The sequence below is a fragment of the Streptomyces verrucosisporus genome (assembly GCF_017114865.1).
Lineage (GTDB): Bacteria > Actinomycetota > Actinomycetes > Streptomycetales > Streptomycetaceae > Streptomyces > Streptomyces fenghuangensis.
On sequence record NZ_JADEYH010000014.1, the window covers coordinates 67,238 to 92,679 of the forward strand.

Annotated in this window: 27 protein-coding genes; 16 read left to right on the plus strand and 11 right to left on the minus strand. The window is 74.9% G+C overall.

Going from position 1 to position 25,442, the window contains the following annotated elements:
- The first annotated feature begins 65 nt into the window (after window positions 1–65).
- Window positions 66–737: a uracil-DNA glycosylase gene (locus IQ279_RS16635; RefSeq protein ID WP_206349408.1), complete on the plus strand. Its 672-nt coding sequence runs from the start codon at window positions 66–68 to the stop codon at window positions 735–737.
- A gap of 61 nt (window positions 738–798) precedes the next feature.
- Here the strand turns inward: IQ279_RS16635 and IQ279_RS16640 are convergent, their stop codons facing one another.
- Entirely contained in the window at window positions 799–1,254 is a 456-nt protein-coding gene (locus tag IQ279_RS16640; protein WP_206349323.1) for a DUF3224 domain-containing protein, read from the minus strand.
- Window positions 1,255–1,360: 106 nt separating this feature from the next.
- Between IQ279_RS16640 and IQ279_RS16645 the strand changes: the two genes are divergently transcribed.
- Together IQ279_RS16645 and IQ279_RS16650 are read left to right on the plus strand one after the other, a co-directional pair.
- Window positions 1,361–2,401: a helix-turn-helix transcriptional regulator gene (locus IQ279_RS16645; RefSeq protein WP_206349324.1), complete on the plus strand. Its 1,041-nt coding sequence runs from the start codon at window positions 1,361–1,363 to the stop codon at window positions 2,399–2,401.
- A 92-nt stretch (window positions 2,402–2,493) separates the two neighbouring features.
- Window positions 2,494–2,997: a hypothetical protein gene (locus tag IQ279_RS16650; protein ID WP_206349325.1), complete on the plus strand. Its 504-nt coding sequence runs from the start codon at window positions 2,494–2,496 to the stop codon at window positions 2,995–2,997.
- Here the strand turns inward: IQ279_RS16650 and IQ279_RS16655 are convergent.
- On the minus strand, window positions 2,985–3,449 hold the full coding sequence (locus tag IQ279_RS16655) for a hypothetical protein (protein WP_307792391.1): 465 nt from the start codon (window positions 3,447–3,449) through the stop codon (window positions 2,985–2,987). The genes IQ279_RS16650 and IQ279_RS16655 overlap by 13 nt on opposite strands.
- 473 nt (window positions 3,450–3,922) lie before the next feature.
- Here IQ279_RS16655 and IQ279_RS16660 point away from each other — a divergent pair, with 473 nt between their 5' ends.
- Window positions 3,923–4,828: a Gfo/Idh/MocA family protein gene (locus IQ279_RS16660; protein WP_206349326.1), complete on the plus strand. Its 906-nt coding sequence runs from the start codon at window positions 3,923–3,925 to the stop codon at window positions 4,826–4,828.
- Here the strand turns inward: IQ279_RS16660 and lnt are convergent.
- Window positions 4,800–6,347, minus strand: coding sequence for an apolipoprotein N-acyltransferase (gene lnt, locus IQ279_RS16665; RefSeq protein ID WP_206349327.1), 1,548 nt, complete (start codon window positions 6,345–6,347; stop codon window positions 4,800–4,802). The two genes, IQ279_RS16660 and lnt, sit on opposite strands and share 29 nt — an antisense overlap.
- A 281-nt stretch (window positions 6,348–6,628) precedes the next feature.
- On the opposite strand from lnt, the gene IQ279_RS16670 reads away from it, so the two are divergent.
- The 3 genes from IQ279_RS16670 to IQ279_RS16680 are packed head-to-tail and all read left to right on the plus strand — an operon-like array spanning window position 6,629 to window position 10,903.
- On the plus strand, window positions 6,629–7,465 hold the full coding sequence (locus IQ279_RS16670; protein ID WP_307792392.1) for a universal stress protein: 837 nt from the start codon (window positions 6,629–6,631) through the stop codon (window positions 7,463–7,465).
- Between the two features lie 34 nt (window positions 7,466–7,499).
- The gene (locus IQ279_RS16675; protein WP_206349329.1) at window positions 7,500–8,372 is read left to right on the plus strand and encodes an HAD family hydrolase; all 873 of its coding nucleotides are present in this window, start codon (window positions 7,500–7,502) and stop codon (window positions 8,370–8,372) included.
- A gap of 5 nt (window positions 8,373–8,377) precedes the next feature.
- Window positions 8,378–10,903: a glycoside hydrolase family 65 protein gene (locus IQ279_RS16680; protein WP_372445165.1), complete on the plus strand. Its 2,526-nt coding sequence runs from the start codon at window positions 8,378–8,380 to the stop codon at window positions 10,901–10,903.
- Window positions 10,904–10,939: 36 nt separating this feature from the next.
- Here IQ279_RS16680 and IQ279_RS16685 read toward each other — a convergent pair whose 3' ends face one another.
- Together IQ279_RS16685 and IQ279_RS16690 are read right to left on the minus strand one after the other, a co-directional pair.
- Window positions 10,940–11,260, minus strand: coding sequence for a hypothetical protein (locus IQ279_RS16685; RefSeq protein ID WP_206349330.1), 321 nt, complete (start codon window positions 11,258–11,260; stop codon window positions 10,940–10,942).
- Window positions 11,261–11,387: 127 nt separating this feature from the next.
- Window positions 11,388–12,386: a PP2C family protein-serine/threonine phosphatase gene (locus IQ279_RS16690; RefSeq protein WP_206349411.1), complete on the minus strand. Its 999-nt coding sequence runs from the start codon at window positions 12,384–12,386 to the stop codon at window positions 11,388–11,390.
- Window positions 12,387–12,813: 427 nt separating this feature from the next.
- Here IQ279_RS16690 and IQ279_RS16695 point away from each other — a divergent pair, with 427 nt between their 5' ends.
- Window positions 12,814–14,031, plus strand: coding sequence for a CapA family protein (locus tag IQ279_RS16695; RefSeq protein ID WP_206349331.1), 1,218 nt, complete (start codon window positions 12,814–12,816; stop codon window positions 14,029–14,031).
- A gap of 55 nt (window positions 14,032–14,086) precedes the next feature.
- On the opposite strand, the gene IQ279_RS16700 is transcribed toward IQ279_RS16695, so the two are convergent.
- Both IQ279_RS16700 and IQ279_RS16705 read right to left on the minus strand, forming a co-directional pair.
- Entirely contained in the window at window positions 14,087–14,959 is an 873-nt protein-coding gene (locus IQ279_RS16700) for an undecaprenyl-diphosphate phosphatase (protein ID WP_206349332.1), read from the minus strand.
- A 52-nt stretch (window positions 14,960–15,011) separates the two neighbouring features.
- Window positions 15,012–15,884, minus strand: a complete 873-nt coding sequence (locus IQ279_RS16705; RefSeq protein ID WP_307792393.1) for a TVP38/TMEM64 family protein — start codon at window positions 15,882–15,884, stop codon at window positions 15,012–15,014.
- A gap of 118 nt (window positions 15,885–16,002) precedes the next feature.
- Here IQ279_RS16705 and IQ279_RS16710 point away from each other — a divergent pair, with 118 nt between their 5' ends.
- Window positions 16,003–16,902 (plus strand): spermidine synthase, encoded by a 900-nt coding sequence (locus IQ279_RS16710; protein WP_206349333.1) that lies wholly within the window; start codon window positions 16,003–16,005, stop codon window positions 16,900–16,902.
- On the opposite strand, the gene IQ279_RS16715 is transcribed toward IQ279_RS16710, so the two are convergent.
- The 3 genes from IQ279_RS16715 to IQ279_RS16725 all read right to left on the minus strand — a co-directional run bounded on the left by IQ279_RS16715 (window position 16,842) and on the right by IQ279_RS16725 (window position 19,896).
- Complete coding sequence (locus IQ279_RS16715; RefSeq protein ID WP_206349413.1) at window positions 16,842–18,167, minus strand: MFS transporter; 1,326 nt, start codon at window positions 18,165–18,167, stop codon at window positions 16,842–16,844. The genes IQ279_RS16710 and IQ279_RS16715 overlap by 61 nt on opposite strands.
- The gene (locus IQ279_RS16720; RefSeq protein WP_206349334.1) at window positions 18,164–19,234 is read right to left on the minus strand and encodes a DUF8017 domain-containing protein; all 1,071 of its coding nucleotides are present in this window, start codon (window positions 19,232–19,234) and stop codon (window positions 18,164–18,166) included. Before IQ279_RS16720 ends, IQ279_RS16715 begins: the two co-directional genes overlap by 4 nt.
- A gap of 113 nt (window positions 19,235–19,347) precedes the next feature.
- The gene (locus IQ279_RS16725; protein ID WP_206349335.1) at window positions 19,348–19,896 is read right to left on the minus strand and encodes a gamma carbonic anhydrase family protein; all 549 of its coding nucleotides are present in this window, start codon (window positions 19,894–19,896) and stop codon (window positions 19,348–19,350) included.
- A 141-nt stretch (window positions 19,897–20,037) separates the two neighbouring features.
- On the opposite strand from IQ279_RS16725, the gene IQ279_RS16730 reads away from it, so the two are divergent.
- The 6 genes from IQ279_RS16730 to IQ279_RS16755 all read left to right on the plus strand — a co-directional run bounded on the left by IQ279_RS16730 (window position 20,038) and on the right by IQ279_RS16755 (window position 24,137).
- The gene (locus tag IQ279_RS16730) at window positions 20,038–20,919 is read left to right on the plus strand and encodes an acyltransferase (RefSeq protein WP_206349336.1); all 882 of its coding nucleotides are present in this window, start codon (window positions 20,038–20,040) and stop codon (window positions 20,917–20,919) included.
- A gap of 169 nt (window positions 20,920–21,088) precedes the next feature.
- Window positions 21,089–21,652: a YbaK/EbsC family protein gene (locus IQ279_RS16735; protein WP_206349337.1), complete on the plus strand. Its 564-nt coding sequence runs from the start codon at window positions 21,089–21,091 to the stop codon at window positions 21,650–21,652.
- A gap of 28 nt (window positions 21,653–21,680) precedes the next feature.
- Window positions 21,681–22,052: a GvpU-like protein gene (locus IQ279_RS16740; RefSeq protein WP_206349338.1), complete on the plus strand. Its 372-nt coding sequence runs from the start codon at window positions 21,681–21,683 to the stop codon at window positions 22,050–22,052.
- Window positions 22,053–22,111: 59 nt separating this feature from the next.
- Window positions 22,112–22,513: an SRPBCC family protein gene (locus IQ279_RS16745; RefSeq protein WP_206349339.1), complete on the plus strand. Its 402-nt coding sequence runs from the start codon at window positions 22,112–22,114 to the stop codon at window positions 22,511–22,513.
- 211 nt (window positions 22,514–22,724) lie between these two features.
- Window positions 22,725–22,973, plus strand: a complete 249-nt coding sequence (locus tag IQ279_RS16750; RefSeq protein ID WP_206349340.1) for a WhiB family transcriptional regulator — start codon at window positions 22,725–22,727, stop codon at window positions 22,971–22,973.
- Window positions 22,974–23,129: 156 nt separating this feature from the next.
- Window positions 23,130–24,137: an NADP-dependent oxidoreductase gene (locus tag IQ279_RS16755; protein ID WP_206349341.1), complete on the plus strand. Its 1,008-nt coding sequence runs from the start codon at window positions 23,130–23,132 to the stop codon at window positions 24,135–24,137.
- Between the two features lie 59 nt (window positions 24,138–24,196).
- Here the strand turns inward: IQ279_RS16755 and IQ279_RS16760 are convergent, their stop codons facing one another.
- Window positions 24,197–24,604: a CoA-binding protein gene (locus IQ279_RS16760; RefSeq protein WP_206349342.1), complete on the minus strand. Its 408-nt coding sequence runs from the start codon at window positions 24,602–24,604 to the stop codon at window positions 24,197–24,199.
- A gap of 61 nt (window positions 24,605–24,665) precedes the next feature.
- Between IQ279_RS16760 and IQ279_RS16765 the strand changes: the two genes are divergently transcribed.
- Window positions 24,666–25,289, plus strand: a complete 624-nt coding sequence (locus IQ279_RS16765; protein WP_206349343.1) for a YigZ family protein — start codon at window positions 24,666–24,668, stop codon at window positions 25,287–25,289.
- Window positions 25,290–25,442: the final 153 nt, after the last annotated feature.

The window sequence follows — 25,442 nt, forward strand, 5'->3', positions numbered from 1 at the left end:
TCTGGGATGTGTGTCCGAAGAGGGCGCGCGGAATCGATACCGGAGGTCTGTCTCACGTGAACGCCATGCTGCCCGAGGCCTGGCAGAAGGTCCTGGGCGACGAGCTGGAGATGCCCTACTTCAAGGAGCTCACCGAGTTCGTCGAGGAGGAGCGGGCGCGCGGGCCGGTCTACCCGCCCCGGGAGGAGGTTTTCGCGGCACTGGACGCCACTCCGTACGAGCAGGTCAAGGTCCTCGTCCTCGGGCAGGACCCGTACCACGGCGAGGGGCAGGGCCACGGGCTGGCGTTCTCGGTGAGGCCCGAGGTGCGGACCCCTCCGTCCCTGCGGAACATCTACAAGGAACTGCAGGCCGACCGGGGCTGCCCCGTCCCGGACAACGGCTATCTGATGCCGTGGGCGAAGCAGGGCGTGCTCCTGCTCAACGCGGTGCTGACGGTCCGGGCCGGGGAGGCCAACTCCCACAAGGGCAAGGGCTGGGAGAAGTTCACGGACGCGGTGATCCACGCCGTGGGCGCCCGCCCGGACCCGGCCGTCTTCGTGCTGTGGGGCAACTACGCGAAGAAGAAGCTGCCGCTGATCGACACCGACCGGCACACGGTGGTCCAGGGCGCGCACCCCTCACCGCTGTCGGCGAAGAAGTTCTTCGGGTCGCGTCCCTTCAGCCGGATCGACGAGGCGATCGCGGCGCAGGGGCACACGCCGATCGACTGGTGCATCCCCAACCTCGGCTCCTGAGCCGCTCCCCGGACGGGCCGGACGGCCCGTCCGGCCCGGCGGAGGGTGCCACGGGGCCGGCTCAGCCCAGCTCGTAGTCGAAGGCGTACGCGACGGACGGCTCACCGTGCACGGCGGTGAAGCCGCCCGTCCCCCGCAGTCCGGCCAGCTCACCGGTGGCCGAGCCGGGCACCACCTCGAAGACGCAGCGCACGGTGCCCTTCTCGTCGAAGGTGCCGTGCTCGGCGAGCGCGAAGGAGCCCGTGCGCCCGTCGAGGGCGCCGGAGAGCAGCTCGTGGCCGGTGAAGCTCCCGGCGGAGCCGGGCTCCCCCGCGGTGTAGACGATGGTGTACGCGCACGAGGTCCCGGCGGCCTCGATGCCGCCGGTGAAGTGGTTGGTGACGACGGCGGAGGCCAGCTTCGGGCCGCTTCCCGTGCTCGCGCCGTCGCCGCCGCGGTCACCGCTGCCGCCGGCTTCGGCGATGACCTTCTCCTGCCAGTCGGCGAAGGTGAAGCTGCCGGTGGTGTGCGTGGTCATGGGGGCTCCTCACAGGCGGTGGCGCGGGCCCTTCCCGCGCCGGCCGCCACCACTGTTCCGCCCGTACCTGACACCTGCTGTCAGGTACGGGCGGCAGACTGCCGCCATGCGTGCCGACCGCCTCCTGCAGATGCTCCTGCTGCTCCAGAACCGGGGCCGCATGACCGCACCGGAACTCGCCGCCGAGCTGGAGGTCTCGGTCCGCACCGTCTACCGCGACGCCGAGGCGCTCATCGCCTCCGGCGTGCCGCTGACCGCCGCGCGGGGGCCGGAGGGCGGCTACCGCCTCATGGAGGGTTACCGCACCCGGCTGACCGGCCTCACCGGCCAGGAGGCCGACTCCCTGTGGCTGGCTGGGATGCCGGGCGCCGCGGCAGAACTGGGACTGGGCGCGGAACTGGCGACCGCCCAGCTCAAGCTGCGAGCCGCGCTGCCCGCGCGGCTCGCCGAGCGCACCCGGCGAGTCTCCGAGCGCTTCCACCTCGACGCCCCGGCCTGGTTCCGGGACGCCGATCCCGTACCGCACCTGGCGCGCGTGGCCGAGGCCGTCTGGGAGCAGCGGGCCCTGCGTGTGCGCTACCGCCGCTGGAAGGGCGAGGTGCGCCGCGAGCTGCATCCGCTCGGGCTCGTCCTCAAAGGCGGCGTCTGGTGCCTCGTCGCACGCTCCTCTCCCGGCCCGGACGGCGGCGGTGGCGGCGGTGACGGATGTGACGGGGGCCGGCCGGGAGGGGACGTGCGCACCTACCGGGTCTCGCGCCTCCTCGGCCTCGGTGCGCCGGGCGAGCGCTTCGAGCGGCCCGCCGGCTTCGACCTCGCGGCGTACTGGGCCGGGGCCGCGGGCCGTCTGGAGGCCGGCCGTCTGCGGGGTGAGGCAGTGCTGCGGCTCTCCCCGCGCGGCCTGCGGCTGCTGCCCATGCTGTTCGGCTCGGTGGGCGCGCGGGCGGCCCGGGGGGCGGAGGGGCCGGACGGTGACGGCTGGGTGCGGGTGCTCCTCCCCGTGGAGAGCACCGCTGTGGCGGTGGGGGACCTGCTCCGGCTCGGTACGGAGGCGGAGGTGCTCGGTCCGGCCGGGCTGCGCGCGGCGGTGGCGCGGGAGGTGGCGGCGCTGGCGGACAGGTACGGACGGGGCACCGGCGAGAGCGCCTGAGCGCCGCGGCCGCCCCCGGCGGTTAGCGTCGGGGGACGGTGCGGGGAGGAGGCCCGCGCCGGCGGCACCGACACCACCACACAGGAGAGCCCGTGGCGGAGCATCGGCAGGAGACGGGGGCGGCGGGGGAGGAGAGCGCGGCGGGCGAGCCGCTGCCGACCAGGATCGGCCAGGCGGTCATCCTGCACCGGGGCGGGGACCGGGAGGAGGCGCGCAACCGGCTGGCGCGCCTGTGGGAGGAGGCGGGCGAGGACGGCGCCCCGTTCCACCGCTGCGCCATCGCCCACTATCTGGCCGGCACCCAGGACGATCCCGCGGCCGGGCTCGAGTGGGGCCGGCGCGCACTGGCCGCCGCGAAGGCCCCGGGCGGGGACCGGGCGGCCGTGCGGGCCCTGCTCCCCTCGCTCCATCTGAGCCTGGCCGCCGCCCACGCCGGGCTCGGCGACCGCGCTGCCGCCCGGCACGAGCTGGACCGGGCCCGCGGCGCGGTGAGGGAACTGCCCGACGACGCGTACGGCGCGGGCCTCAGAACCGCCATCGGGGACCTGGCCCGGCGGCTGGCGGCCGCCGCCGGGCCGCCTGCTCAGTCGCCGTAGACCCGCCGGCAGGTCCGGGCCGGTTCGCCGTCCGCGGCCCAGCCGCCGTACGCCTCACCGAGCCCGCACACATCCGGACCGGGCCACCGGGGAGTGCCGCCCGAGGCGCGCCCGGGCCCGGCGGAGCGGGAGGGGAGCCGTTCGCCGTGCGGCCCGCGGGGCGCCGGACGCACGGTGGGCCGGTGGGCGGGGGCCGAGGCGGAGGGCGGACCGGAGCCGGGCGGGGAGGGGACACCGGGGCTCTCCGCGCCGTCCTCGACCCTTGCGAGGGTCTCCCGCGCCGGGCCGGGGGTCCGTGGCGGCTCGGCGTCCCGCCGCGGCATGGCGGGGCCACTGGGCCGGGGAGGCGGCCCGCTCTCCTCCGGCCGCTGGCCGCCCGCCACCGTGACGCACCCCGAGACGGCCGCCAGAGCGGCTCCGGTCAGGAGCAGGGCGCTTCTCACATGTCGCACCCGGCTCACTCTGCCGCATCGCACGGCCGCCGGGAATTCCCGGCAGGAGTGACGCGGGTGGCTCATGTGTTCCATGTGTTGCGTGTGTTCCATGAGCTCGATGTGACATGTGCGACCTGTGCGGTCTGTGTGTCGGGAGGCCGGGCCCGCCACGGGCGCCTCAGCCGCCCAGCATGCCGCGCACCATGAACGCCGCGCGCCGCTCCGGGCGGACCGGGCGGCCGACCACCTGGTCCTCCCCGTCCGCCCGAGCCCTGCGCACCGTCGCGTTCACCGCCCTGGACCGGCTCGGCCCGCACCCGGCCCTGCGCGGTCTCGACGGCATCGCCGACCAGGCGTCGCCGGGAGCCGCAGGGCGCCGCGTATGCTGCCGGTCCGCGGGGAACACGGGGCGGCGGCGAAGCGGCCGCGCCCCGAGCGGCCCGGACGGCCGGCGGACAGCACCGGACGACGGCGAGACCAAGGGGGTTTCCGTGAGGATCGCAGTGATCGGACTCGGCGACATCGCGCAGAAGGCGTACCTGCCGGTGCTCACCGCCCGGCCGGGGCTGGAGCTCCACCTGCACACCCGCACCCGCGCCACCCTGGAGCGGACGGCCGAGGCCCACCGGATACCCGGCCCGCAGCGGCACACGGACCTCGACGGGCTGATCGCGGCCGGCCCCGACGCGGCCTTCGTCCACGCCCCGACGGCCGAGCACCCCGCGATCGTCGCCCGGCTGCTGGAAGCGGGAGTGCCCACCTACGTGGACAAGCCGCTCGCCCACACCCTGACCGAGTCCGAGCGCCTGGTGCTCCTGGCGGGCCGGCGGCGCGTACCGCTCGCCGTCGGCTTCAACCGCCGCCACGCACCCGGCTACGTCCAGTGCCTGGACCACCCGCGCGATCTGATCCTGATGCAGAAGAACCGCATCGGACTGGCGGCCGACCCGCGCGAGGTGGTCTACGACGACTTCATCCACGTCGTGGACACCCTCCGCTTCCTGCTGCCCGGGCCGGCCGGGCACATCGACGTCCGTGCCCGGGTCAGGGACGGGCTCCTGCACCACATGGTGCTCCAGATGTCCGGCGACGGCTTCACCGCGATCGGCGTCATGAACCGCATGAGCGGCAGCGCCGAGGAGATCCTGGAGGTCTCCGGGCGGGACGCCAGGCGCCAGGTGTTCAACCTCGCCGAGATTGTCGACCACAAGGGCCAGCCCAGCATCCGCCGCCGCGGGGACTGGGTGCCGGTGGCCCGCCAGCGCGGCATCGAGCAGACGGTCTCGGCCTTCCTCGACGCCGTGCGCGCCGGGCGGCACCTGGACGCCGAGGACGCCCTGCGCACCCACGAGCTGTGCGAACGGGTCGTCACCGCCGCGCTGGAGCAGGCCGGATAGCCTTCTTCCGCCTCCCGGGCCGCCGCCTGCCGTACCGCCCGCGCCAAAACCGGCGCACCGCCGCCACGGCCGCCGCCGACAGCAGCGAGCCCAGCGCGGCGGCGACGGCCCAGTCGCCGGACCGGACGTAGACGGTGGTGCCCGAGGCGAGCGGCACCTCGTAAACGGCGGCTCCGCTCCGTTCGGTGCCCAGCCGCCCGCCCACCGGCTCGCCGAGCGGGCCGTACACCGCGCTCACCCCCGTCAGCGTGGCGTGCACCATCGGCCGCCCGCTCTCCGCGGCCCGCAGCGCCGCCAGGGAGGCGTGCTGGGACGGCGCCCAGCTGTCCTGGAAGGTGGAGGTCGCCGACTGGGTGACGAGCAGCTCGGCGCCGTCGCGCGCCAGTGCCCGGCCCATGTCGGGGAAGGCCGACTCGAAGCACACCAGCGGACCGGTGCGCACCCCGAGGGTGTCCATCACCATCGGCGAGTCCCCACGCCTGCGGTCCTCCTGGGCCGCCTCGCCCACCGCCGTCGCCCAGCCCAGCAGGGAACGGGCCGGCACGTACTCGCCGAACGGCACCAGCCGCATCTTGTCGTAGCGCTCCCCGGTGGGCCCCCGCGGGCCCACCGCCACCGAGCTCTTGAAGATCCCCGGCCCGTCCGGGCGCCGGGCGTCCACGTTCACCAGCAGCGGCGCCCCGACGTGCGCGGACAGCGCCGCCAGCCGCTCGCTCAGATCCGGGCGCTCCTCCAGGTCGTAACCGACGCTGCTCTCGCCCCACACCACCAGGTCCACGTCCCGGCCCGCCAGGCCGCGGGTCAGCCGCTCGCCGGTGTCGAAGCGCGCCCCGGCCCCGTCGACCACACCCGGCTGCACCACCGCGACACGGACCGTGCCCGACGGCCGCGGCAGCGGCGCCCACACCCAGGCCGCGGCCGGGACCAGCACGCACACCGCCGCCGCGGCCGCGGCGGCCCGCCGCGCGCCGGGCACCGCGACCAGCACCGCCAGCGCGGTGTTCGCCGCCACCACCCACACGGTGACCAGCCACACCCCGCCCAGCGAGGCCAGCCGCAGCGCGGGCGGCACCTGCCACTGGCCCGCTCCCAGCAGCGCCCACGGGCCGCCCAGGTACTCCCAGGAACGCACCAGCTCGATCATCAGCCACGCCGAGGGCACCAGCACCACCGCCGCCACCGCACGGCCCGGAGCCGGCGCACCCCCCAGCAGCCGCCGCACCAGCCACCCCCACGGCGCCCACAGCAGCCCCATCAGGGCCGCCACCACCACGAGAAAGGCGTGCAGGCTCGGCGCCAGCCAGTGATGGGTGGCCAGCAGGAAACCGGTGCCGCCCAGCCAGCCCTCCACGGCGGCCCGCCGCCCGCCGCCCGCCGTACGCAGCAGCAGCAGCCACGGGACCAGCGCGGCGTAGGCCCACCACCACAGCGACGGCGCGGGGAAGGACAGGGCGGGCAGCGCGCCCGCCGCGAGCGCGAGCGCCCCGCGCCGCCACCCGGACCCCGCGGACAACCGCATGCCGCGCCTCCCTCGCCTCGGCCGGACCGGTGCGCGGACCCCACCGTGCCGGACGGCCGTACGGGCGGCCGTACGGAGGGCCGGGCGGGGCCGCGGGGCGGGTGCCCGGGAACCGCCCGCCGCGGGTTTCACCGGTCCGTATGCGGGTGACCGTTCCCGGGAACCGGCGGGCGAACCCGCGACCCGCCGGTTCCCGGGAACGGTCACCCGCCGGCCGGAACCGGAATGGGCGGCACGGGGACCGGGAAACCGCAGGAGACCGGGACAAGGAGGTGGCGGCGGTGGAGCTTCCCCTGCTGGTGGGCGTCGACGGATCCGGGGCCAGTCTGCTCGCGGTGGACTGGGCCGCGGACGCGGCGGTCCGGCACTCGGTACCGCTGTGCCTGGTCCACGGGGCCGAGGAGCGCGCAGAGGGCGACCCGGAGCCGGAGGAGCTGATGTCCGCCGCGACCGAACGCGTCCGCCTGCGCGCCCCCGGCCTGCGGGTGACCACCGTCGTCCTCGACGAGGAACCCGGAGCCGCGCTGGTCCACGCCGGCCGCAACGCGTTCGCCCTCGTCGTCGGCTCACGGGGCCGGGGCGGGATCGCGGGCCTGCTGCTGGGCTCGGTGGGGCTGGAGGCGGCCGGCCGGGCCGACTGCCCGGTGGTCGTCGTACGCGGCGGGGAGAACGCCCGTGCCGGCGGCCACGGCCGGGTCGTCCTGGGCGTCGGGGACAGGGTGGACGGTTCGCCCGCCGCCCACTTCGCCTTCCGCGAGGCCGCCACCCGGCACTGCGAACTGCACGCGGTGCGGACCTGGCGCCGGCCCGCCCACACGGCGGAGAACCACCTGCTGATCCAGGGCGGCCCGGCCGGCGCCCGCCACCGGGAGGCGATGGACCACCTGGACGGCGCCCTGCGGGCCGCGGCCCGCGAGTACTCCGGGATCGACCTGCACCTGCACGCGCTGGAGGGCTCCACCCGTGCGGTGCTGCTGGAGGAGTCGCGCAGGGCGGACCTGCTGGTGATCGGCGCCCACCGCCGGCAGGGCCGCCTCGGCCTCCAGCTGGGGGTGGTCGACCACACCGTCATCCACCACGCCGACTGCCCCGTGGCCCTCGTACCGGAGCACATCTGACAACCGCCCCGACGACCCACCGGAGGGAACGACCATGCCGCCTGCCGCAGCCGCAGCCCGGGACCCGGAGGAGGCCGCCGCGCCGGCACAAGCGCCGGCACACCGCCTGGACGGCCTGAGGGCCGTGGTGTTCGACACCGACGGGGTGATCACCGACTCCGCCCGGGTCCACGCCGCGGCCTGGAAGGAGGCATTCGACGACTGCCTGGGCGAGTGGCGCGAACGCGGCGGCGGACGACAGGAACAGGAGGGGGACGCGCGGGACCGGTTCCGCCCGTTCGACGTCCAGGAGGACTACCGGCGGTACGTCGACGGCAGATCCCGCCTGGACGGCGCCGCCGCCTTCCTCGCCTCCAGGGGGCTGGACCTGCCGCCGGGCGAGCCGGACGACCCGCCCGGCAACGGCACCGTCCGCGCCGTCGCCGCCCGCAAGGAGCGGCTGTTCACCGCCGCCCTGCGCCGGGGCGGTGTCGAGGCCTGGCCCGGCACCCTGCGGCTGCTGCGCGCCCTGCGCCGCGGAGGGGTGCCCATGGCGGTGATATCCGCCTCCCGGCACGCGGGGGAACTGCTCTCCGGAGCAGGGGTGCCGGAGGTGTTCGACGCCGTGGTGGACGGCCACGAGGCGGCCCGGCTGGACCTGCCCGGCAAACCGGACCCCGCGGTGTTCCTGGAGGCCGCCCGGCGGCTGGGGGTGCCTCCGGCGGAGGCGGCCGTCGTCGAGGACGCGCTCGCCGGTGTGGAGGCGGGCCGCCGGGGCGGCTTCGGGCTGGTCGTCGGGGTGGACCGGACGGCCGGCCCCACCAGTGCGCGGGACCTGCGCGAGCACGGGGCCGACGTGGTCGTGACCGACCTGGCCGAACTGCTGCCGCCCGGTCCCCGCGCCGGCCGGCACGAGGAGGAGGGCTGACAGTGGTGGAGGGGACCGTGGAGCGGTGGGAATGGGCCTACGAGGGCTACGAGCCGGGGGAGGAGCGACTGCGCGAGGCCCTGTGCACCCTGGGCAACGGCTACTTCGCGACCCGGGGCGCGGCCCCCGAGACGGATGCCGGTGGGCCCCACTACCCGGGCACGTACGCGGCGGGCTGCTACAACCGGCTGGTGTCCACCGTGGGGGAGAGCGAGCCCAGGGACGTCGAGAACGAGGACATGGTCAACCTGCCCAACTGGCTGCCCCTGCGCTTCCGCATCCTCGACGGCGCCCTCGACGGAGCTCTTGGCGGCCCGCCCGGCGGCGGCCCCGGGAACGGTCCCTCCGGCAGCCCCGCGGACACCCCCGCCGGCACTCCCGCGAGCGGCTCCGCGGACGGATCCGCCCCGCCCTGGTGGACCCCCGACGGGGACGGGCTGCTGGAGTACCGGCAGCGACTGGACCTCAGGCACGGCGTCCTGACCCGGACCCTGCGCCTCCAGGACGCCGCCGGCCGGCGGCTGCGCGTCGAGCAGCACCGGCTGGTCCACATGGGGCAGCCGCACCTTGCCGCACTGCGCACCGTCCTCACCGCGGAGAACTGGACCGGCACGCTCGAGGTCGAGTCCGCCCTCGACGGCGGCGTCGCCAACGAGGGCGTGGAGCGCTACCGGGCCCTGAACGGCCGCCATCTGACCGGCCACAGCACCGGATCGACCGAGCCGGACACCGTCTGGGTGCGCTGCCGCACCACGGACTCGGAGATCGGCGTGGCCCTGGCCGCCCGCACCCGCCTGGAGAGCGGCGAGGCCGTCTCGGCGCGCACCGACCCGGGCGGACCGCGGCCCGCGCGGCGGCTGACCGTCGCCGTCAGGCCCCGGCGGCCCGTCACCGTCGTCAAGACCGTCTCCCTGCACACCTCGCACGACATCGCGGTCAGCGATCCGCTGCACGCCGCGCTGGAGGACATCGACTACGCGCCCGGCTTCCCCGACCTGCTCGACACCCACCGCGCCGCCTGGGACGAGCTGTGGCGGCACGCCGAACTCCAGGTACCGGGCGAGGCGGGCCGCATCCTGCGGGTGCACCTCTTCCACGTCCTGCAGACGCTCTCCCCCCACATCACCGACCTGGACGTCGGGGTCCCGGCGCGCGGGCTGCACGGAGAGGCCTACCGGGGGCACGTCTTCTGGGACGAACTGTTCGTGCTGCCCTACCTCAACGTCCACTTCCCCGAGGTCTCCCGCTCCCTGCTGGCCTACCGGCACCGGCGGCTGCCCGAGGCCGTCCGGGCCGCGCAGGACAGCGGCTACGAGGGCGCGATGTTCCCCTGGCAGAGCGGCAGCGACGGACGCGAGGAGACCCAGACCCTGCACCTGAACCCGCGCTCGGGCCGCTGGCTGCCCGACCACTCCCGCCTCCAGCACCACGTGGGCTCGGCGATCGCCTACAACATCTGGCAGTACTGGCAGGCCAGCGGCGACATCGACTTCATGCACACCCGGGGCGCCGAGACGCTGCTGCGGATCGCCCAGTTCTGGGGGAGCGCCGCGCGGTACGACGCGGACCTGGGGCGCCACCGCATCCTCGGCGTGGTCGGCCCCGACGAGTACCACGAGGCCTACCCGGACGGGGAGCGGCCCGGCCTGGACGACAACGCCTACACCAACGTCACCGCCGCCTGGGTGCTCGCCCGGGCCCTGGAGACGCTCCGGACCGTCCCCGAACCGCTGTGCGAGGAGCTGTGCCGGAAACTCGCCCTGGACGCGGAGACGCTGGAACGCTGGGACGACGTCTCCCGTCGGCTGAGGGTGCCCTTCCACGCGGGCGTCATCAGCCAGTTCGACGGCTACGGGGAACTGGCCGAACTGGACTGGGAGGGCTACCGCCGCAGGTACGGGGACATCCGCCGGCTGGACCGGATCCTGGAGGCCGAGGGCGACACCGTCAACCGCTACCAGGCGTCCAAGCAGGCCGACGCGCTGATGCTCGGCTACCTGTTCCAGCCCGCCGAACTGGCGGCCCTGTTCGAGCGGCTCGGCCACACCCTCGACGACGAGCTGTGGCGGCGCACGGTCGATTACTACCTGCACCGCACCAGCCACGGCTCGACCCTCAGCTCCCTGGTCCACGGGTGGGTGCTGGCCCGGGTGCGGCGCCCCGACGCCTGGCGCTACGTCCAGGAGGCACTGGTCAGCGACATCGCGGACATCCAGGGCGGTACGACGGCCGAGGGCATCCACCTGGGCGCCATGGCCGGGACCCTGGACCTGGTGCAGCGCGGACTGACCGGTCTGGAGACCCGCGGGGGCGCTCTGCGGCTGGCCCCCGCGCCGCTCCCGGAACTGTCCCAGTTCTCCTTCACCATGCGCTACCGGCACCACTGGGGGGTGGGCGTACGGATGCGCTCGGACGGTATGCGCGTCAGCCTGCCCGGATCGGCCGAGGAGCCCGTACGCCTGGTGCTGCCCGACCGGACCGTCACCATCGAGCCCGGCGAGTCGGCCTGGCTGGACCTGGCCGACCGGTGAGGTGACGTCCGGCCGGTGGCGGCGGGCCGTCAGCTCTCAGCCGGAGCCCGGCCCCCGCCGCCCGGGGCGGCGGCCGGCCCGGACGGCCGTGCCCAGGACCACGGCGGAGAGGAACACCAGCACACCGGCCACCGGATGCAGGACCATCAGAGCGGGGACCAGGAAGAAGCAGACGCCGACGAGCAGCCACAGGCGGGGCGGTGTCGCCGGCCCGCCCGCCGCGGGCTCCGCCGCTTCGCGCTCCGTCTCGCCGAACCCCCGGAACAGGGCGGCGAGGCGGGCGTCGTGCAGCAGCGCCCGTTCGGTCTCGTGCAGGATGCGCAGTTCTCGGAGGGTGAGGCGGCGGGATTCGTTCATGGTCTCGGTCCAGCTCGGTCGGTGCGGACTGCGGCGGTCGATCACCTGCCGAGTACCCCCTCCGAGCGGGTGAACCTTCCGGAGTCCGGAGATCCGGCCGGCGACCGGGCCCGTGAGCCGGCCCGGATCAACCCTCGCGGTAACGCAGGAGCAGCATCGCCGCGTCGTCCTGCAGCGGCCCGCCGACATGCGTCACCAGATCCCGGCACAGAGACTCCAGACCTATGTCCGGGTTCGTCTCCCGCAGCAGGAAGGCCCGCCGGATCAGCGGGTAGAAGCGGTCGTCCGGATCGCGCGCCTCGGTCACACCGTCGGTGTACAGCAGCATCTGCTCGCCGGGGGCGAGCGACAGCCCGTACGGCTCCGGGGGCTTGAGGTCGAAGCCCATGCCCAGGGGCGGCGCGGTCTCCGGCGGCTCGGAGAGATGGGCCGCACCGTCCGCGCGGACCACCAGCGGCGATGGGTGGCCGTGGTTGAGTACGGTCACCGAACGGTCCTCGTGCGTCTCGGCCAGGACGGCCGTGACGAACCGCTCCTGTGTCATGTGCCGGTTGACCGAACGCTCCAGCCGGGCGCTCACCGCCGCCAGGTCCGGCTCGTCGTACGCCGCCTCCCGGAACGCGGCCAGGACGACCGCGGCCGTCTCCACCGCCTCCAGCCCCTTGCCCTGGACGTCGCCCACGATCACCCGGACCCCCGAGGGCGAGTTGACCACCTCGTACAGATCGCCCCCGATCCGGGCCTCGGCCACCGCGGAGGTGTAGGACACCGCGATCCGCAGATGCCCCGCGGCCCGGGGCACCGGGCGCAGCAGCACCCGCTGGGCCACCTCGGCGATGGACCGCACGTTCGCCAGCTCGGCCTCGTGCCGCTGGCGGATGGCGGCCGCGACCAGTCCGGCCACCGACACCCCGGCCACCGACAGCAGTGCCGTGTAGCCGCGCGTGGTCCCCAGCAGGCCGTCGTAGAAGGCCAGGCAGAAGCACAGGGCCAGGGCCAGCAGCCCGATCAGCGCGGTGCGGCGCATACCGCCGACCAGACTGGCGAAGGCGGGGCCGAGCGACAGCAGCGGCAGGAACCCCACACCCGGACCGGCCGTCACGTCCACCAGGGCGACGACGGTCATGGCCGCGAAGGGCAACCCGGCCAGGAGTCGGTAGCTGTCGTCGTCGCGCTCGGCCAAGGTGAACTCCGGTTTCGCTGCGGATGCCCCGCGGTTGTCTGCGAACAGCTTCCCAGGCCGGGGCGGTACGGAAAAGCGACCCGCGCGGTCGCACCGTTTCCCGCGCCCGCTCGTACGGGCCGCCCGGACCACCCCGGCGGCCCGGTCCGCCGCCGGCGACGGGCGGTGCCGCCCTCCCGGCGCCTGCCGCACCGGCCCCCGCGCCGCTCCTCACGCCCCCCACTCCGGCAGCCGCGCGATCCGTTCGCCCGGTCGGCGCAGCCGGGCACCGCCCGAGGTGCCGCCCGTCCCGCCGTCGCCCACGCTGCCGGAAGAGGAGGACGGCGCGCCCGCCCCGAAGCGGCGTGCCGGGACGCACGGGAGGCGAAGGATGCGCCGGATCACAACAGCGGGGACGGCAGCCGGGCGGACCGCACGGCGGACGGCCGGACGTAAGGGAGAGGGCGAGGCGGCGCGCCGGATACGCCCGGGCCGCCGGATACGCCTGGCGGCCACGACCGCCGCCGTACTGGCGCTGGCCGCGCCCGCCTCGTGCACCGCGCCCGGCGGCACCCCGGAGGAGGACCGGGCCGCGCGGGCGGACGGGGGCAGACCGTTCACCGTGGTGGCGACCGGCGACATCATCCCGTACCTGTCGATCATCGAGCAGGCCCGGCGTGACGCGGGCGGCGCCGGACACGACTTCACCCGCATCCTCGCGGGCGTGAAACCGGTGGTCGAACCCGCCGACATCGCGCTGTGCCACATGGAGACGCCCTACGGCGACGAGGACGGCCCCTTCACCGGCTATCCGCTGTTCCGCTCCCCGCCCCAGCTCGCGAAGGCCCTGCGGGCCACCGGCTACGACAGCTGCTCGACCGCCTCCAACCACAGCCTCGACGACGGCTTCCAGGGGGTGCGCCGCACCCTCGGCGCGCTGGACGCGGCGGGAGTGCGGCACACGGGCACCGCCCGCGACGCGGCGGAGGCCGCCCGCCCGGCGCTGCTGGAGGCCGGCGGCGCCCGCGTCGCCCATCTGGCGTACACCTACGGCACCAACGGCATCCCACTTCCCGAGGACCGGCCGTGGGCGGTGAGCATGCTGGAACCGGAACGCGTGCTCGCCGACGCCCGCGCCGCCCGCCGGGCCGGGGCCGACGTGGTGATCGTCAGCCTCCACTGGGGGACGGAGTGGCAGCAGGCGCCCGACACGACACAGAAGGAACTGGCCCGCAGGCTCACCGCCGCGCGCACCGGCGGACGCCGGGACGTCGACCTGCTGATCGGCACCCACAACCACGTGCCCCAGCCGTACGAGAAGGTGAACGGCACCTGGGTGGTCTACGGCCTGGGCGACCAGATCGCCAGCTTCGTCCCCGAGAGCAAGCGCAGCGGCAACGAGGGCTCCATGGCCCGCTTCACCTTCACTCCCGAGGGCGGCCGCTGGACCGTCACGGGGGCGGAGTTCCTGGTCGGCCACTCCGACATGGGACCGCCCTTCCGCGTGGTGCGCGCCACCGGGGAGAACTTCCCCGAGGTGCACAGGCGGGTGCGCGAGGCGGTGCTGAGCCGGGGCGCGGGCGAGGACGGTCTCACCGAGGGCCGGTGAGACCGAGCGCCGGACCGGCCGGACCGGTCGGCCCGGCCGCCGCCCCCAGCGGGTGTCAGCCCGCCGCCTCGCCCGCGTGCGGGGAGATCACCCCGGCCGCGACCAGGGCGAAGATCAGCAGGCCCAGCAGTATCCGGTAGATCACGAACGGCATGAAGCTCCTGGTGGAGATGAACTTCATGAACCATGCGATGACCGCGTAGGCCACGAGGAAGGACAGCGCGGTCGCGAAGAGCGTCGGCGCCCAGGAGACGTGCCCCTGGCCGATCTCCGTCAGCTCGAACAGACCGGAGGCGAGGACGGCCGGGATGGCCAGCAGGAAGGAGTAGCGGGCGGCGGCCTCGCGGGAGTAGCCCATGAACAGGCCGCCGCTGATCGTCGCGCCCGAGCGGGACACACCGGGGACCAGCGCCATCGCCTGGGCCATGCCGTACAGCAGACCGTCGCGCACGGTCAGCCTCTCCAGCGACTTGCGCTCGCGCACGGCGCGGTGGCGCCCGCCGGAGGCGTCGCGGGAGGCGAGCCGGTCGGCCACGCCCAGGACGATGCCCAGCACGATCAGGGTCGTGGCGATCAGCCGCAGATCGCGGAACGGACCCTCGATGTAGTCCTTGAGGGTCAGGCCCAGGACGCCGATCGGGATGGAGCCGACGATCACCAGCCAGCCCAGCTTCGCGTCGTGCTCGCGGCGCGCCCGCCTGTCGTACAGCGAGCGGAACCAGGCGGAGACGATCCGCGCGATGTCCTTGCGGAAGTAGATCAGCACCGCCGCCTCGGTGCCGATCTGGGTGACGGCGGTGAAGGCCGCGCCTGGGTCCTCCCACCCCGCGAAGACCGCGGTCAGCCGCAGATGGGCGCTGGAGGATATGGGAAGGAACTCGGTCAGCCCCTGGACGAGCCCGAGGATGAACGCTTCGAACCAAGACATGTCGGGGTGTGCTCGTCCCTATTTCGTGATCATCGGTCAGGTCGGGCAGATGCTATGTCCGGTCGGGAACGGGGAGGGAAACGGCGGGAGAACGTCGCGGGTTCGCGCGTACCGGCCCGGTGACCGCCCGTCCCGGCGCCCCGGCCGCGGTCTGATCGGTGGCCTGGTCGGTGGTCCGGTCCACGGTCCGCTCAGTGGTCCGGCCCACGGCCGAGGCCGGCGTCCCGGACCCGCGCAGCCGGGCGCGCCTGCGCCAGGCGACGACCGCGGCGGCCAGCCCGGGAACGGCGATGAAGGCGGCCGCGACCAGGAAGACGGGCGAGGTCGGTGCGGAGGCCTGGCTGCCCGCCACGGCGTACGCGGCGGTGTTGGGCACACATCCCAGCGCGGTGGCCGCCAGGAAGGCGGACCAGCGCATCCGGCTGACGGAGGCGCCGTAGTTGGAGACGGCGAACGGGATCCCCGGCAGCACCCGCAGCACCAGCATCGAGCGGAAGCCCCGGCGGCTGAGCTGCCGGTCCCCGGCCGCCAGCCAGCGGCCGCGCAGCAGCGGACGCAGGGCGTCCTGCCCCAGAAGCCGCCCCAGCCCGAAGGCCAGCCCGGCCCCCAGCACCGTCCCGGCCACCGCCGCCGCGGTGCCCAGGGCGGCGCCGAAGAGGGCGCCCGAGGCCAGGTTCAGCACCGGTCTGGGCACGAGGGCCGCGGTGCCCAGACCGTAGGCGAGGGCGAACAGCGCCAGCGCGCCGCCCCCGGCCAGCGGGGGGCGCCAGCCCTGGGTGATCAGCCGCTGGGGCTCGTGGAGGGCCACCATCGTGGCGGCGGCGGCCAGCAGCACGGCCAGGAGGGACAGACGGGACCACGGGGAGAACAGCACCGCGGAGCACCGGGCGGCGGGTCCTACGGGCCGGGGAGCGGGGACGGGCACCGGGCGAGCGTAACCGACACCGGCGACATACGTCCCGGTCTGCCCGCTGTGAGGTCCGCGACCCGGCACCCGCCGGCCCCGTCCTTCCGGCCGGCCGGAAGGACGGGACAATGGGGCGATGGACGAGGTGGCGCGGGACCGGACGGCGGACGACCGGACGGCAGGGGAGCCGGTGCCAGTACGCCGGGCCGTGGACCAGGGCACCGCCCGGCTGCTGCCGGACGTGGACCGGCCGCGCGCCTGGCTGCTCACCGTCGACGACGCGCCCCAGTCGTACGTGGACCTCGGCGACCCGGCGCACCTGGAGTTCGAGTACGTGCGCCGGATCGCCCACGTCCTGGACCGCGCCGCCGCCCCGGGCGCACCGCTGGACCTCCTCCACCTGGGCGGCGGGGCCATGACCCTGCCGCGCTACCTGGCCGCCGCCCGCCCCGGATCCCGCCAGGAAGTGGTGGACGCCGACCGGGCCCTGCTCGGCCTGGTCGCCGAACACCTGCCGCTGCCGCCCGGCGGCGGCATCGAGGTGCGGGCCGGGGACGCCCTCACCGCGCTGCGCGACAGGCCCGCCGGATCTGTGGACGTCCTGGTCGCCGACGTCTTCGGCGGCTCCCGCGTCCCGGCCCATCTGACCACCCTGGCGTACGCCCGGGCCGCGGCCCGGGTGCTGCGGCCGGACGGCGTCTACGTCGCCAACCTCGCCGACGCCGCCCCCTTCGGCTTCCTCCGCTCCCAGCTGGCCGCCTTCCGCACGGTCTTCGGCGAGGACCCCGGCCGGCTGTGCCTGATCGCCGAGCCCGCCGTGCTGCGCGGCCGCCGGTTCGGCAACACCGTGCTGGCCGCCTCCCGCGCCGGGCTGCCCGTGGAGCGGCTGGCGCGGGCGGTCGCGGGCGACCCGTTCCCGGCCCGGGTGGTGCACGGGGCCGCGCTGGAGCGGCTGACCGGGAACGCGCGCCCGGTTCAGGAGAGCGAGGCGACGCCCTCGCCCGAGCCGCCGGAGGGCTCCTTCACCGTCGGCTGAGGGCCGGCCGCCGCGGTCCCGTCCCGGCGGGTCAGGCCGCGCACCCCCGGCACGCACAACACCGCGGCCGTCAGCGCCGCGACCAGCACCGAGCAGCCCCACAGCGCCGTCGGCCGGCCCACCAGCGACTCGACGGGCCCGGCCGCGGCCGTGGCCAGGGGCACCAGGGCGATCGACCCCAGCCAGTCGTAGGCCGAGACCCGGGAGAACTTCTCCTCGGGCACCTCCTGGTGCAGCGCCGTCATCCAGGACACCCCGAACACCTCGATGGCCACCCCGGTCGTGAACATCACCGCGGCCAGGCCCGCTGCGGGCAGGGGGACCGCCAGCGCCGCCGAGGGCAGCGCCAGGGGGAAGACGCACAGGGTGCCCGCGAGCATGATGCGGCGCGGCCGCCAGCGGGTCATGAGCACCCCGCCGCACACCGTGCCCGCGCCGAAGGCGGCCAGGGCCAGCCCCCACGGCCGGGCGCCGCCCAGGTGCTCCTCGGCGACCTGCGGCCCGTACACCGCCTCGGCCGCCGCGACCACCGCGTTGACCACCGCGAACTGCAGGACCACCGCCCACAGCCACGGCCGCCCCGCGACCTCGCGCCAGCCGTCGCGCAGATCGCCGAGCAGGCCGCCGCCCGGCGCGCGCTCGGGCACACCGCGCAGGTCGAGCAGGGCGCGCAGCGCCCCCGCGGCGGCGAACGCGGCGGCGTCGATCGCCAGCACCCAGCCGGGGCCGACCGCGGCGATCAGCGCGCCGCCGAGCGCCGCGCCGCCGATGGACGCGCCGTTGACCCCCATCCGGAAGACGGCGAAGGCGCGCCCGGCCTGCTCGCCGCGGACACTGGCGAGCACCATCCCCTCGGCGGCCGGGGCGAAGAAGGCGTGCCCGGTGCCGCCCAGCGCCGACAGCAGCACCATCTGCCACAGCTCGGCGCTCCCGGTGATCACCAGTGCGGCGAAGACGCCCTGGGAGGCGCAGTTGAGCGCGTTGGCCGCCACCATCACCCGGTGGCGCGGCAACCGGTCGGCGACGGCGCCGCCGACGAGCAGGAACAGCACCAGGGGGACGGTGCGGGCGGCGGCGACCAGGCCCACGTCGGTGCCGTCGCCGCCCAGGGCGAGCACGGCGAACGCCGCCGCGATCAGCGCACCGGAGTTGCCCAGCCCGGTGATCACGGCGGCGGCCGTCAGCAGCGTGTAGTTGCGGCCCGCCCAGGCGGGGCGGGACGGTCGCCGCCCCGCCCTGCCGCCGGCGGGCCCCCCGCCGGTCAGTCCTGCTCCGCGTACGGCCGCAGGCTGCCGGTCATCTTGTCGATGGTGGCCTGGGACACCTCGTCATCGACCCCGGCGTCGGTGATCAGGAGCCAGATGCGCAGGTCGTTGCTGCCGTCGATCCAGGAGACGGTCACGACCCTGCCGTCGGAGTCGCACTTGTTCTCCTTCTTGACGCCGGTGGCCGTGGCGCTCGCTATGTGGCCGGTGATGCCGTGCTCGTTGGAGAACTTCTTCGCCTTGGTCAGCTTGACGGTGTCCTCCTGCTCGCCGTAGGCGAAGTAGACGAAGTTCTCCGCGGCGATCTCGGCGCCCTCGGCGGTGTTGCGGGAGCCCTGGCCGCCCTTGCTGCCGACGGTGGCCCGGGTGTACTTGCCGTTGCCGGCCTCGCACCAGCCCTCCTTGTAGAAGGCCGGTGCGCTGAAGGCGACCTGGGGTCCGGAGAAGGGGTCGTCCTCGTCCTTCTGCCCGTAGCCGATGATCGTCGTCTCCGTGCCGAGCTTCCAGTCGGCGGGCACGTCGAAGGCGTTGTGGTGCTTGGCATTGGTGACGACCTTCCAGCCGGAGACCACCGGGTCGGGCTTCTCGGGAGCCACGCCGTCACGCGGATTGGTGGGATCGTCCCGCTCGGCACCGGAGCCCTCGTCCTCGTCCGGCTCGGCGGTGGAGGGCTCGGGGCTCGGCGAGACGCCGGCGCCGGGGCCCGCGGTCTTCTCGCCCTTGTCGTCGCCGGTGAGGACGAGGACGCCCGTCACCACGGCCGCGGCGATCACCGCGACGGCCGCGACGATGGCGATCGCCGTGTTCCGGCCCCTCTTCCCCTCCTTGCCGCCCTGCGGCGGCTGCGGTGCGCCGGGCACGCCCGGCTGCCCCCACTGGCCGCCGGGCTGCCCCTGGTGGCCCGGTCCCTGATAGGGGTTGGGTGCCTGGTACCCCGGCGTCTGGTAGGGGTTCGGAGCCTGATAACCCGGCGTCTGGCACGGGTTGGGCTGGTTGTGCTGATTCTGCGGGCTGTGCGGGTCCTGCGGGTTCTGCTCGCCCCCGGGCGGCTGCTGTCCTGGCCACATGGCGAGAACACTAGAGCCGCCGCCGCGGCCGGACCACGGCCACCCCCGCTTCGGTACGCACCCGGTACACGGGACCCCGCCCGAGGCACGTGCACCGGGTGCCCGCCGAGGTCTCAGCCCTCGCCGTCCTCCAGGACGACCAGCGTCTCCCGGTGCGCGCCGGCCAGCCCCCGGTACGCCGCGGCGTTGACGCGTACGCCCTCGCGCTCCTCCTCGGTCAGCTCCCGCCTGACGCGGGCCGGCACCCCGGCGACCAGGGAACCGGGCGGAACCTCCATGCCCTGCGGGACCAGGGCGTGGGCCGCCACCAGCGAACCGGCGCCCACCCGGGCCCCGTTGAGCACCGTCGCGCCCATCCCGACCAGGACGTCGTCCCCGATCGTGCAGCCGTGCAGCACCGCGTTGTGCCCCACCGAGACGCGCTCGCCCACGACGACGGGGAAGCCCGGGTCGGCGTGGACGGTGCAGTTGTCCTGCACATTGCTGTCCGTGCCGAGGGTGATCGCGTCGCAGTCGCCGCGCAGCACCGCGTTGTACCAGACGCTCGAGCCCGGCCCCAGCGACACCTGGCCGACCACCACGGCCGTGGGGGCGACGTACGCCTCCGGATCGATCTCGGGCTCCCTGCCCACCACACCCGCGACCATCGCCCGCCGTTCCATCCGTGCCTCTCCCGCCTGCCGTGCCGCGCGCGGCCCGTGTGCCGAGCGCCTTCCTCGAAACGGCACCGTAAGCGATGGGTGGGGCGGGAATCACAGCACGGCGGGCGGTGCGCCGCCCGCCCGGGCGTCTACCGTGATCAGGTGCCCAAGAACAGGAACGTGTTCTCCTCCCTGCTGTCCCGCGCGGCCTCCTCCCGTACGGCCTCCCGCGCCGTGCACGGGCTGTGGCGCCACGCGCAGCGGGCGGGGGCCGTCTCGGCCGAGCGCCCCGGGCCGTACGCCTTCCGCGGCATCGGGGAGGGCACCCGGCTGGCCTTCCCGCAGGGCACGCTGTTCGGCACCGAGTGGATCGAGCTGGGCGCGTGCTGCATCGTCGGCGCCGAGGTCACGCTGACCGCCGGGATGATGCCGGACCTCGACCTCGGACCGGACACGGTGCTGAGGCTGGGCGACGGGGTGGTCCTGGGCCGGGGCAGCCATGTGGTCGCAGACGGGGCGGGGGCGGGCGTGACGATCGGGAACGACGTCTTCTGCGGCCCGTACGTCTACATCACCTCCACCAACCACTCCTACGACGACCCCCACCAGCCGATCGGCAGGCAGTGGCCGCGCTCGGCGCCGGTGGAGATCGGCGCGGGCAGCTGGCTGGGCACGGGAGCGGTGGTGCTGCCGGGCGCGCGGCTGGGGCGGAACACGGTGGTGGCGGCCGGTTCGGTCGTCCGAGGGGAGGTGCCCGACCACGCCGTGGTCGCGGGCGCGCCCGCGAAGGTCGTACGGCGCTGGGACCCGCGGGAGGGCTGGCTGCCCCCGCTGCGCACCCCGCCGCCGGTACCGGTGCCCGAGGGGGTGACCCCCGGGCAGCTGGCGGCGCTGGCCGGTCTGGAGATCCCCGGGCCGGAGGCGGCCGAACCGGGGACAGCCGGGGCCGAGGCGGGCAGACTGGAGGGGACGGCCGGCCACGGAACGGTTCCGGCCCCGCCCACCGACCGGACAGGAAGCACCAACGGGATGCGTACGCCATGAGCAACCGGACCCTGCGCCTGCTGCTGCTCTTCGCCGTCGCCCTGCACGGCCTGGCACTGCTGCTGTACGTCGCCCGCAACCACTGGCTCTGACCCTCGCCGCGCAGCTCGCCCCGCCTCCGAGTCCGACCCGCGCGGAGGACGTCCGGGCGGCTGCTAGCGTGCACGCCATGCGCGCCCCCATCGGGAACTTCACCGACGCCTGGCCGGTCACCGACAAGCTCGACCTGCTGGCCCCGCCGGTCGCCGCCGCGCTGCGCGGCCCCGTGTCGGCCGACGGGATCGTCTACGTGGACAGCGACCCGGACGACGCCGACACCGCCCGCTTCGGCGAGGTCCACGGCATCCCGCCCGAACAGTCCGCCAACTGCGTGGTCGTCGCGGCCCGCCGCGGCCAGGAGACCACCCTGGCCGCCTGTGTCGTCCTCGCCCACACCCGCGCCGACGTCAACCGCACCGTCCGGCGCGAACTGGGCGCCCGTAAGGCCTCGTTCGCGCCCGTGGAGACGGCCGTCGGCGAGTCCGGCATGGAGTACGGCGGCATCACCCCGGTCGGCCTGCCCCCCGGCTGGCCCCTACTGGTGGACGCGGCGGTCGCCGACACCCCGTACGCCGTCGTCGGATCCGGGCGCCGCCGCGGCAAACTGCTGGTGCCCGGTAAGGTCCTGGCCGGACTGCCCGGAGCGCGAGTGCTCGGCGGTCTGGGCCTCCACGCCACCCGCACCGGCGACTGATCACCGCTGCGGACGCTACTCTGCCCGCATGTCTAACCACGATGACCTGCTCGTCTCCATCGCCGAGAAGGTGGAGTCCGAGCGGAGCAACCAGATGCCCCTCACCGTGGTGGTCCCCGGCGCGGTCATCACCGGCAGGCTGGCGCCCGAGGCCGTCTGGAAAGCGCGGGTCGCCGAGGTCCTGCGGGACTCCGAGCGCCTGAAGCCGTTCGCCGAGCTGTTCGGGTCGTCCGGGGAGGACGACCGGCGCGGCGGCGGCAGGCCCACCCATCTGCACCTGCACGTCGCACGCATCCTCCAGGGAAGCTACGGCCTCCCCGACACCGGCGGCATGTACCGCGTCGCCATCGGCGAGGTGAGCAGTTGGACTCTGGGGGAACTCAGCTACTCCGACGGGTGAGGGGAGCGGCCCGGTACATGCCGTACCGGCCGCCCCCTCCGTGACGAGGGGCGGCCGGTATGGCACGGATGACCCTGCGGGCGGCCGGGCGGGCCCCGGCCGAGGAGGCGTGGGAGCGTTACGCGCGGCCGGGGCTGTGGCCCACCTGGTCCCCGCAGATCCGGTCCGTGCGCGTGGGCGGCGACCGCATCGAGCCCGGGATGGAGGGCGTGGTCCTCCCGCTGCCCGGAGTGCCGGTCGCCTTCACCGTCGAGGAGGTCAGCGAGGCGCGACGGCGGTGGACCTGGCGGGTGAGGGCCGGTCCCGTGCGGATGCGCCTGCACCACGCGGTCACCGTCCTGCCCGACGGGCGGACCGGCACCGAGCTGCGCATGGAGGGACCGCTGCCGGCGCTCGTCCTCTACGCGGGGCCGGCCCGGCTCGCCCTGCACCGCCTGGTGAGGGGCGGGGCCGGAGCATGACCTTTACCGGGGCATTCCTTTATATTTGGACATCAACGCCCCTGCCGGGCTTCGCGGCGCACCAGCGCGCCGCGGGGATCTCCGGGCTGCCCGCCGTCGGGCCGCCCCGATTCCTCGGAGGTTCCGGTGAGCGTTCTCCGCTTCTTTTCCTTCCCCGCGTGCCGGGCGGTTCCCCGGCCGCTGCCCCGCCTCCCGCGACGGCTGCGCTGACATGGGCTGGCGCGAGTCCGCGGCGTGCCGCGGCGAGGATCCCGAACTCTTCTTCCCCATCGGGGACGGAGGCTTGGCCGATCGGCAGACGGCGCAGGCGCGGGCCGTCTGCGCCGTCTGCCCCGTCATGTACCAGTGCAGGGACTGGGCCGTCAGGAACGGCGAGACCGAAGGGGTGTGGGGCGGTACCACCGCGGCCGAGCGGCGGCTGATCAGACGCCGCTTCGTGGGCCGGCTGCCCGACTCCTGATCAGGGCGGCTGACGGCCGGGCCCGCCCCGTGCCGCCCCGGACCCGCTCCGATGCGGCTCCGGGCCTGCTCCCGGGACGAAGGTGTCGCAGATCACATCGACCTCGTACCTACTGGTCGGTACGGTGCAGGGAGTCTTGATCGAGCAGGAGGCCCCATGCCAGCGACCAACCGTCAGATCCGCCTGGCGGCCCGCCCCGCCGGAGAGGTGAAGCCCGAGGACTGGGAGCACCGCTCGGTGCCCGTGGAGGATCCCGGGCCGGGCCGCTTCGCGGGCCGTACCCGTGTCATCTCGCTGGACCCCGCCATGCGGGGATGGCTCGACGACCGCCCCTCCTACCTGCCGCCCGTAGGTATCGGCGAGGTGATGCGCGCGGGATCGGTCGTCGAGGTCACCGCGTCCAACCACCCCGACTACCGGCCCGGCGACCATGTGGTGGGCACGTTCGGCGTCCAGGAGTACGTCGTCTCCGACGGCAGGGGCGCGATGAAGGTCGACACCGCGCTCGCCTCGCCCTCGACGTACCTGGGCGCGCTGGGCATGCCCGGCATGACGGCGTACTTCGGCCTGCTGGACGTCGGAGCGCTCAAGGAGGGCGAGACCGTGGTGGTCTCCGGAGCCGCGGGCGCGGTGGGCACCGTCGCCGGCCAGATCGCCAAGGCGAAGGGCTGCCGGGTCGTGGGCATCGCCGGAGGGCCGCGCAAGTGCGCCATGCTCACCGACGAGCTGGGTTTCGACGCGGCGATCGACTACCGGGCGCAGGACGTGCGCAAGGCGCTGCGCGAGCACGCGCCGGACGGAATCGACGTCTACTTCGACAACGTCGGGGGCGACATCCTGGACGCCGCCCTCGCCCGGCTGGCGATGCACGCCCGCGTGGTGATCTGCGGTGCGATCAGCCAGTACAACAACGCCACCCCGGTCAAGGGCCCGTCCAACTACCTGTCCCTGCTGGTCCGCCGGGCCCGCATGGAGGGCTTCGTGGTCTTCGACTACGCCAAGCGCTACGGGCAGGCCGCGCAGGAGATCGCCGGCTGGATCGGCGAGGGGCGCGTCAAGGTCAAGGAGCACGTGGTCAGGGGCACAGTGGACGACTTCCCCGAGACGCTGCAGATGCTCTTCCGGGGGGAGAACGTCGGCAAGCTGGTGCTGGAACTGGCCTGACCCGGCGCGGGAGGTGCGTCCCGTCCACCGTCCGGTGGACGGGACGCACCTCCCGGCGCTCAGCCCAGACGCGGGATCTCGATGGCCGGGCAGCGGTCCATCACCATCTCCAGGCCCGCCGCGCGGGTGCGCTCGAAGGCCGCCTCGTCGACCACGCCGAGCTGGAACCAGACGGCCTTCGCCCCGGCCGCCACCGCCTCGTCCGCGACGCCGCCCGCCAGCGAGGAGTTGACGAACACGTCCACGACGTCGACGGGGAAGGGGACCTCGGCCAGGGAGGCGTAGCCCCGCTCGCCGTGCACCGTCTCCGCCTTGGGATGGACGGGCACGATCCGCTTGCCGAACCGCTGGAGCGTGGCGGCCACGCCCCAGGCCGCGCGGTCGCGGTTGGACGACAGGCCGACCACCGCCCAGGTGTCGCCGGCCTCGGTCAGAATCCTGCGCACTGTCTCCGAATCTCCGTACATGCCCCAGCCAACGGACGGCCCGGCCGGGTCATTCCCCGCGGTGGACCGTAGGGTGGGCCGAATGCGGGAGCAGTATGTGACGGTCGCGGACGAGGGCGTGCACGAGACCGAGGTGAACAGGTCGCGCTTCATCTGCGCGCTCGCACCCGCCGCTACTGAGGAGGAGGCGCGGGCGTTCGTCGCCCGGGTCCGCGAGCGGCACGCGGATGCCACCCACAACTGCTGGGCCTACGTCATCGGCGCCGACGCCGGTGTGCAGAAGGCGAGCGACGACGGAGAGCCCGGCGGCACGGCCGGGGCGCCCATGCTCCAGATGCTGCTGCGCCGTGAGGTCCGCTACGCCGTCGCGGTCGTCACCCGCTACTTCGGAGGGGTGAAGCTGGGCGCCGGCGGGCTGATCCGGGCCTACGGCGGCGCGGTCGGCGAGGCCCTCGACGTACTGGGTACCGTCACCCGGCGGCGGATGCGGCTGGCCACGGTCACGGTGGACCACCAGCGGGCGGGCCGGATCGAGAACGAGCTGCGCACCGGCGGACGGGACGTGCGCGGCGTGCACTACGGAGCCGAGGTCGCCATCGAGGTGGGGCTGCCCGAGGCCGAGGTCGCCGCCTTCCGCTCCTGGCTCGCGGACGCCACCGCGGGCACCGCCCGGCTGGAGCCGGGCGGCGAGGCGTACGGGACCTGACGGGGAACACGGCCGGACATCCGGAAGTGATCCCCGGTCGCCATGTGAACCCGAAACAGCACACATCAACAACTTGGGTAAACGGCCGCGGAAATCGGCAAGTGTGTTCTAGTCTTCACACTCGGTACGGAGGCGAATGCGGAGCCGGCACCG

What these genes read in the sequence shown, in the direction of transcription:
- IQ279_RS16635 (WP_206349408.1), top strand. Translation starts at nt 66, where the DNA reads ATGCTGCCCGAGGCCTGGCAGAAGGTCCTGGGCGACGAGCTGGAGATG.
- IQ279_RS16700 (WP_206349332.1), bottom strand. Translation starts at nt 14,959, where the DNA reads ATGTCTTGGTTCGAAGCGTTCATCCTCGGGCTCGTCCAGGGGCTGACC.
- IQ279_RS16760 (WP_206349342.1), bottom strand. Translation starts at nt 24,604, where the DNA reads ATGTACGGAGATTCGGAGACAGTGCGCAGGATTCTGACCGAGGCCGGC.
- IQ279_RS16690 (WP_206349411.1), bottom strand. Translation starts at nt 12,386, where the DNA reads ATGACCGTCGTCGCCCTGGTGGACGTGACGGCCGGTCCGGGTGTGGGG.
- IQ279_RS16740 (WP_206349338.1), top strand. Translation starts at nt 21,681, where the DNA reads ATGTCTAACCACGATGACCTGCTCGTCTCCATCGCCGAGAAGGTGGAG.
- IQ279_RS16755 (WP_206349341.1), top strand. Translation starts at nt 23,130, where the DNA reads ATGCCAGCGACCAACCGTCAGATCCGCCTGGCGGCCCGCCCCGCCGGA.
- IQ279_RS16725 (WP_206349335.1), bottom strand. Translation starts at nt 19,896, where the DNA reads ATGGAACGGCGGGCGATGGTCGCGGGTGTGGTGGGCAGGGAGCCCGAG.
- IQ279_RS16765 (WP_206349343.1), top strand. Translation starts at nt 24,666, where the DNA reads ATGCGGGAGCAGTATGTGACGGTCGCGGACGAGGGCGTGCACGAGACC.
- IQ279_RS16640 (WP_206349323.1), bottom strand. Translation starts at nt 1,254, where the DNA reads ATGACCACGCACACCACCGGCAGCTTCACCTTCGCCGACTGGCAGGAG.
- IQ279_RS16710 (WP_206349333.1), top strand. Translation starts at nt 16,003, where the DNA reads ATGGACGAGGTGGCGCGGGACCGGACGGCGGACGACCGGACGGCAGGG.
- IQ279_RS16685 (WP_206349330.1), bottom strand. Translation starts at nt 11,260, where the DNA reads ATGAACGAATCCCGCCGCCTCACCCTCCGAGAACTGCGCATCCTGCAC.
- IQ279_RS16735 (WP_206349337.1), top strand. Translation starts at nt 21,089, where the DNA reads ATGCGCGCCCCCATCGGGAACTTCACCGACGCCTGGCCGGTCACCGAC.
- IQ279_RS16720 (WP_206349334.1), bottom strand. Translation starts at nt 19,234, where the DNA reads ATGTGGCCAGGACAGCAGCCGCCCGGGGGCGAGCAGAACCCGCAGGAC.
- IQ279_RS16645 (WP_206349324.1), top strand. Translation starts at nt 1,361, where the DNA reads ATGCGTGCCGACCGCCTCCTGCAGATGCTCCTGCTGCTCCAGAACCGG.
- IQ279_RS16675 (WP_206349329.1), top strand. Translation starts at nt 7,500, where the DNA reads ATGCCGCCTGCCGCAGCCGCAGCCCGGGACCCGGAGGAGGCCGCCGCG.
- IQ279_RS16750 (WP_206349340.1), top strand. Translation starts at nt 22,725, where the DNA reads ATGGGCTGGCGCGAGTCCGCGGCGTGCCGCGGCGAGGATCCCGAACTC.
- lnt (WP_206349327.1), bottom strand. Translation starts at nt 6,347, where the DNA reads ATGCGGTTGTCCGCGGGGTCCGGGTGGCGGCGCGGGGCGCTCGCGCTC.
- IQ279_RS16745 (WP_206349339.1), top strand. Translation starts at nt 22,112, where the DNA reads ATGGCACGGATGACCCTGCGGGCGGCCGGGCGGGCCCCGGCCGAGGAG.
- IQ279_RS16695 (WP_206349331.1), top strand. Translation starts at nt 12,814, where the DNA reads ATGCGCCGGATCACAACAGCGGGGACGGCAGCCGGGCGGACCGCACGG.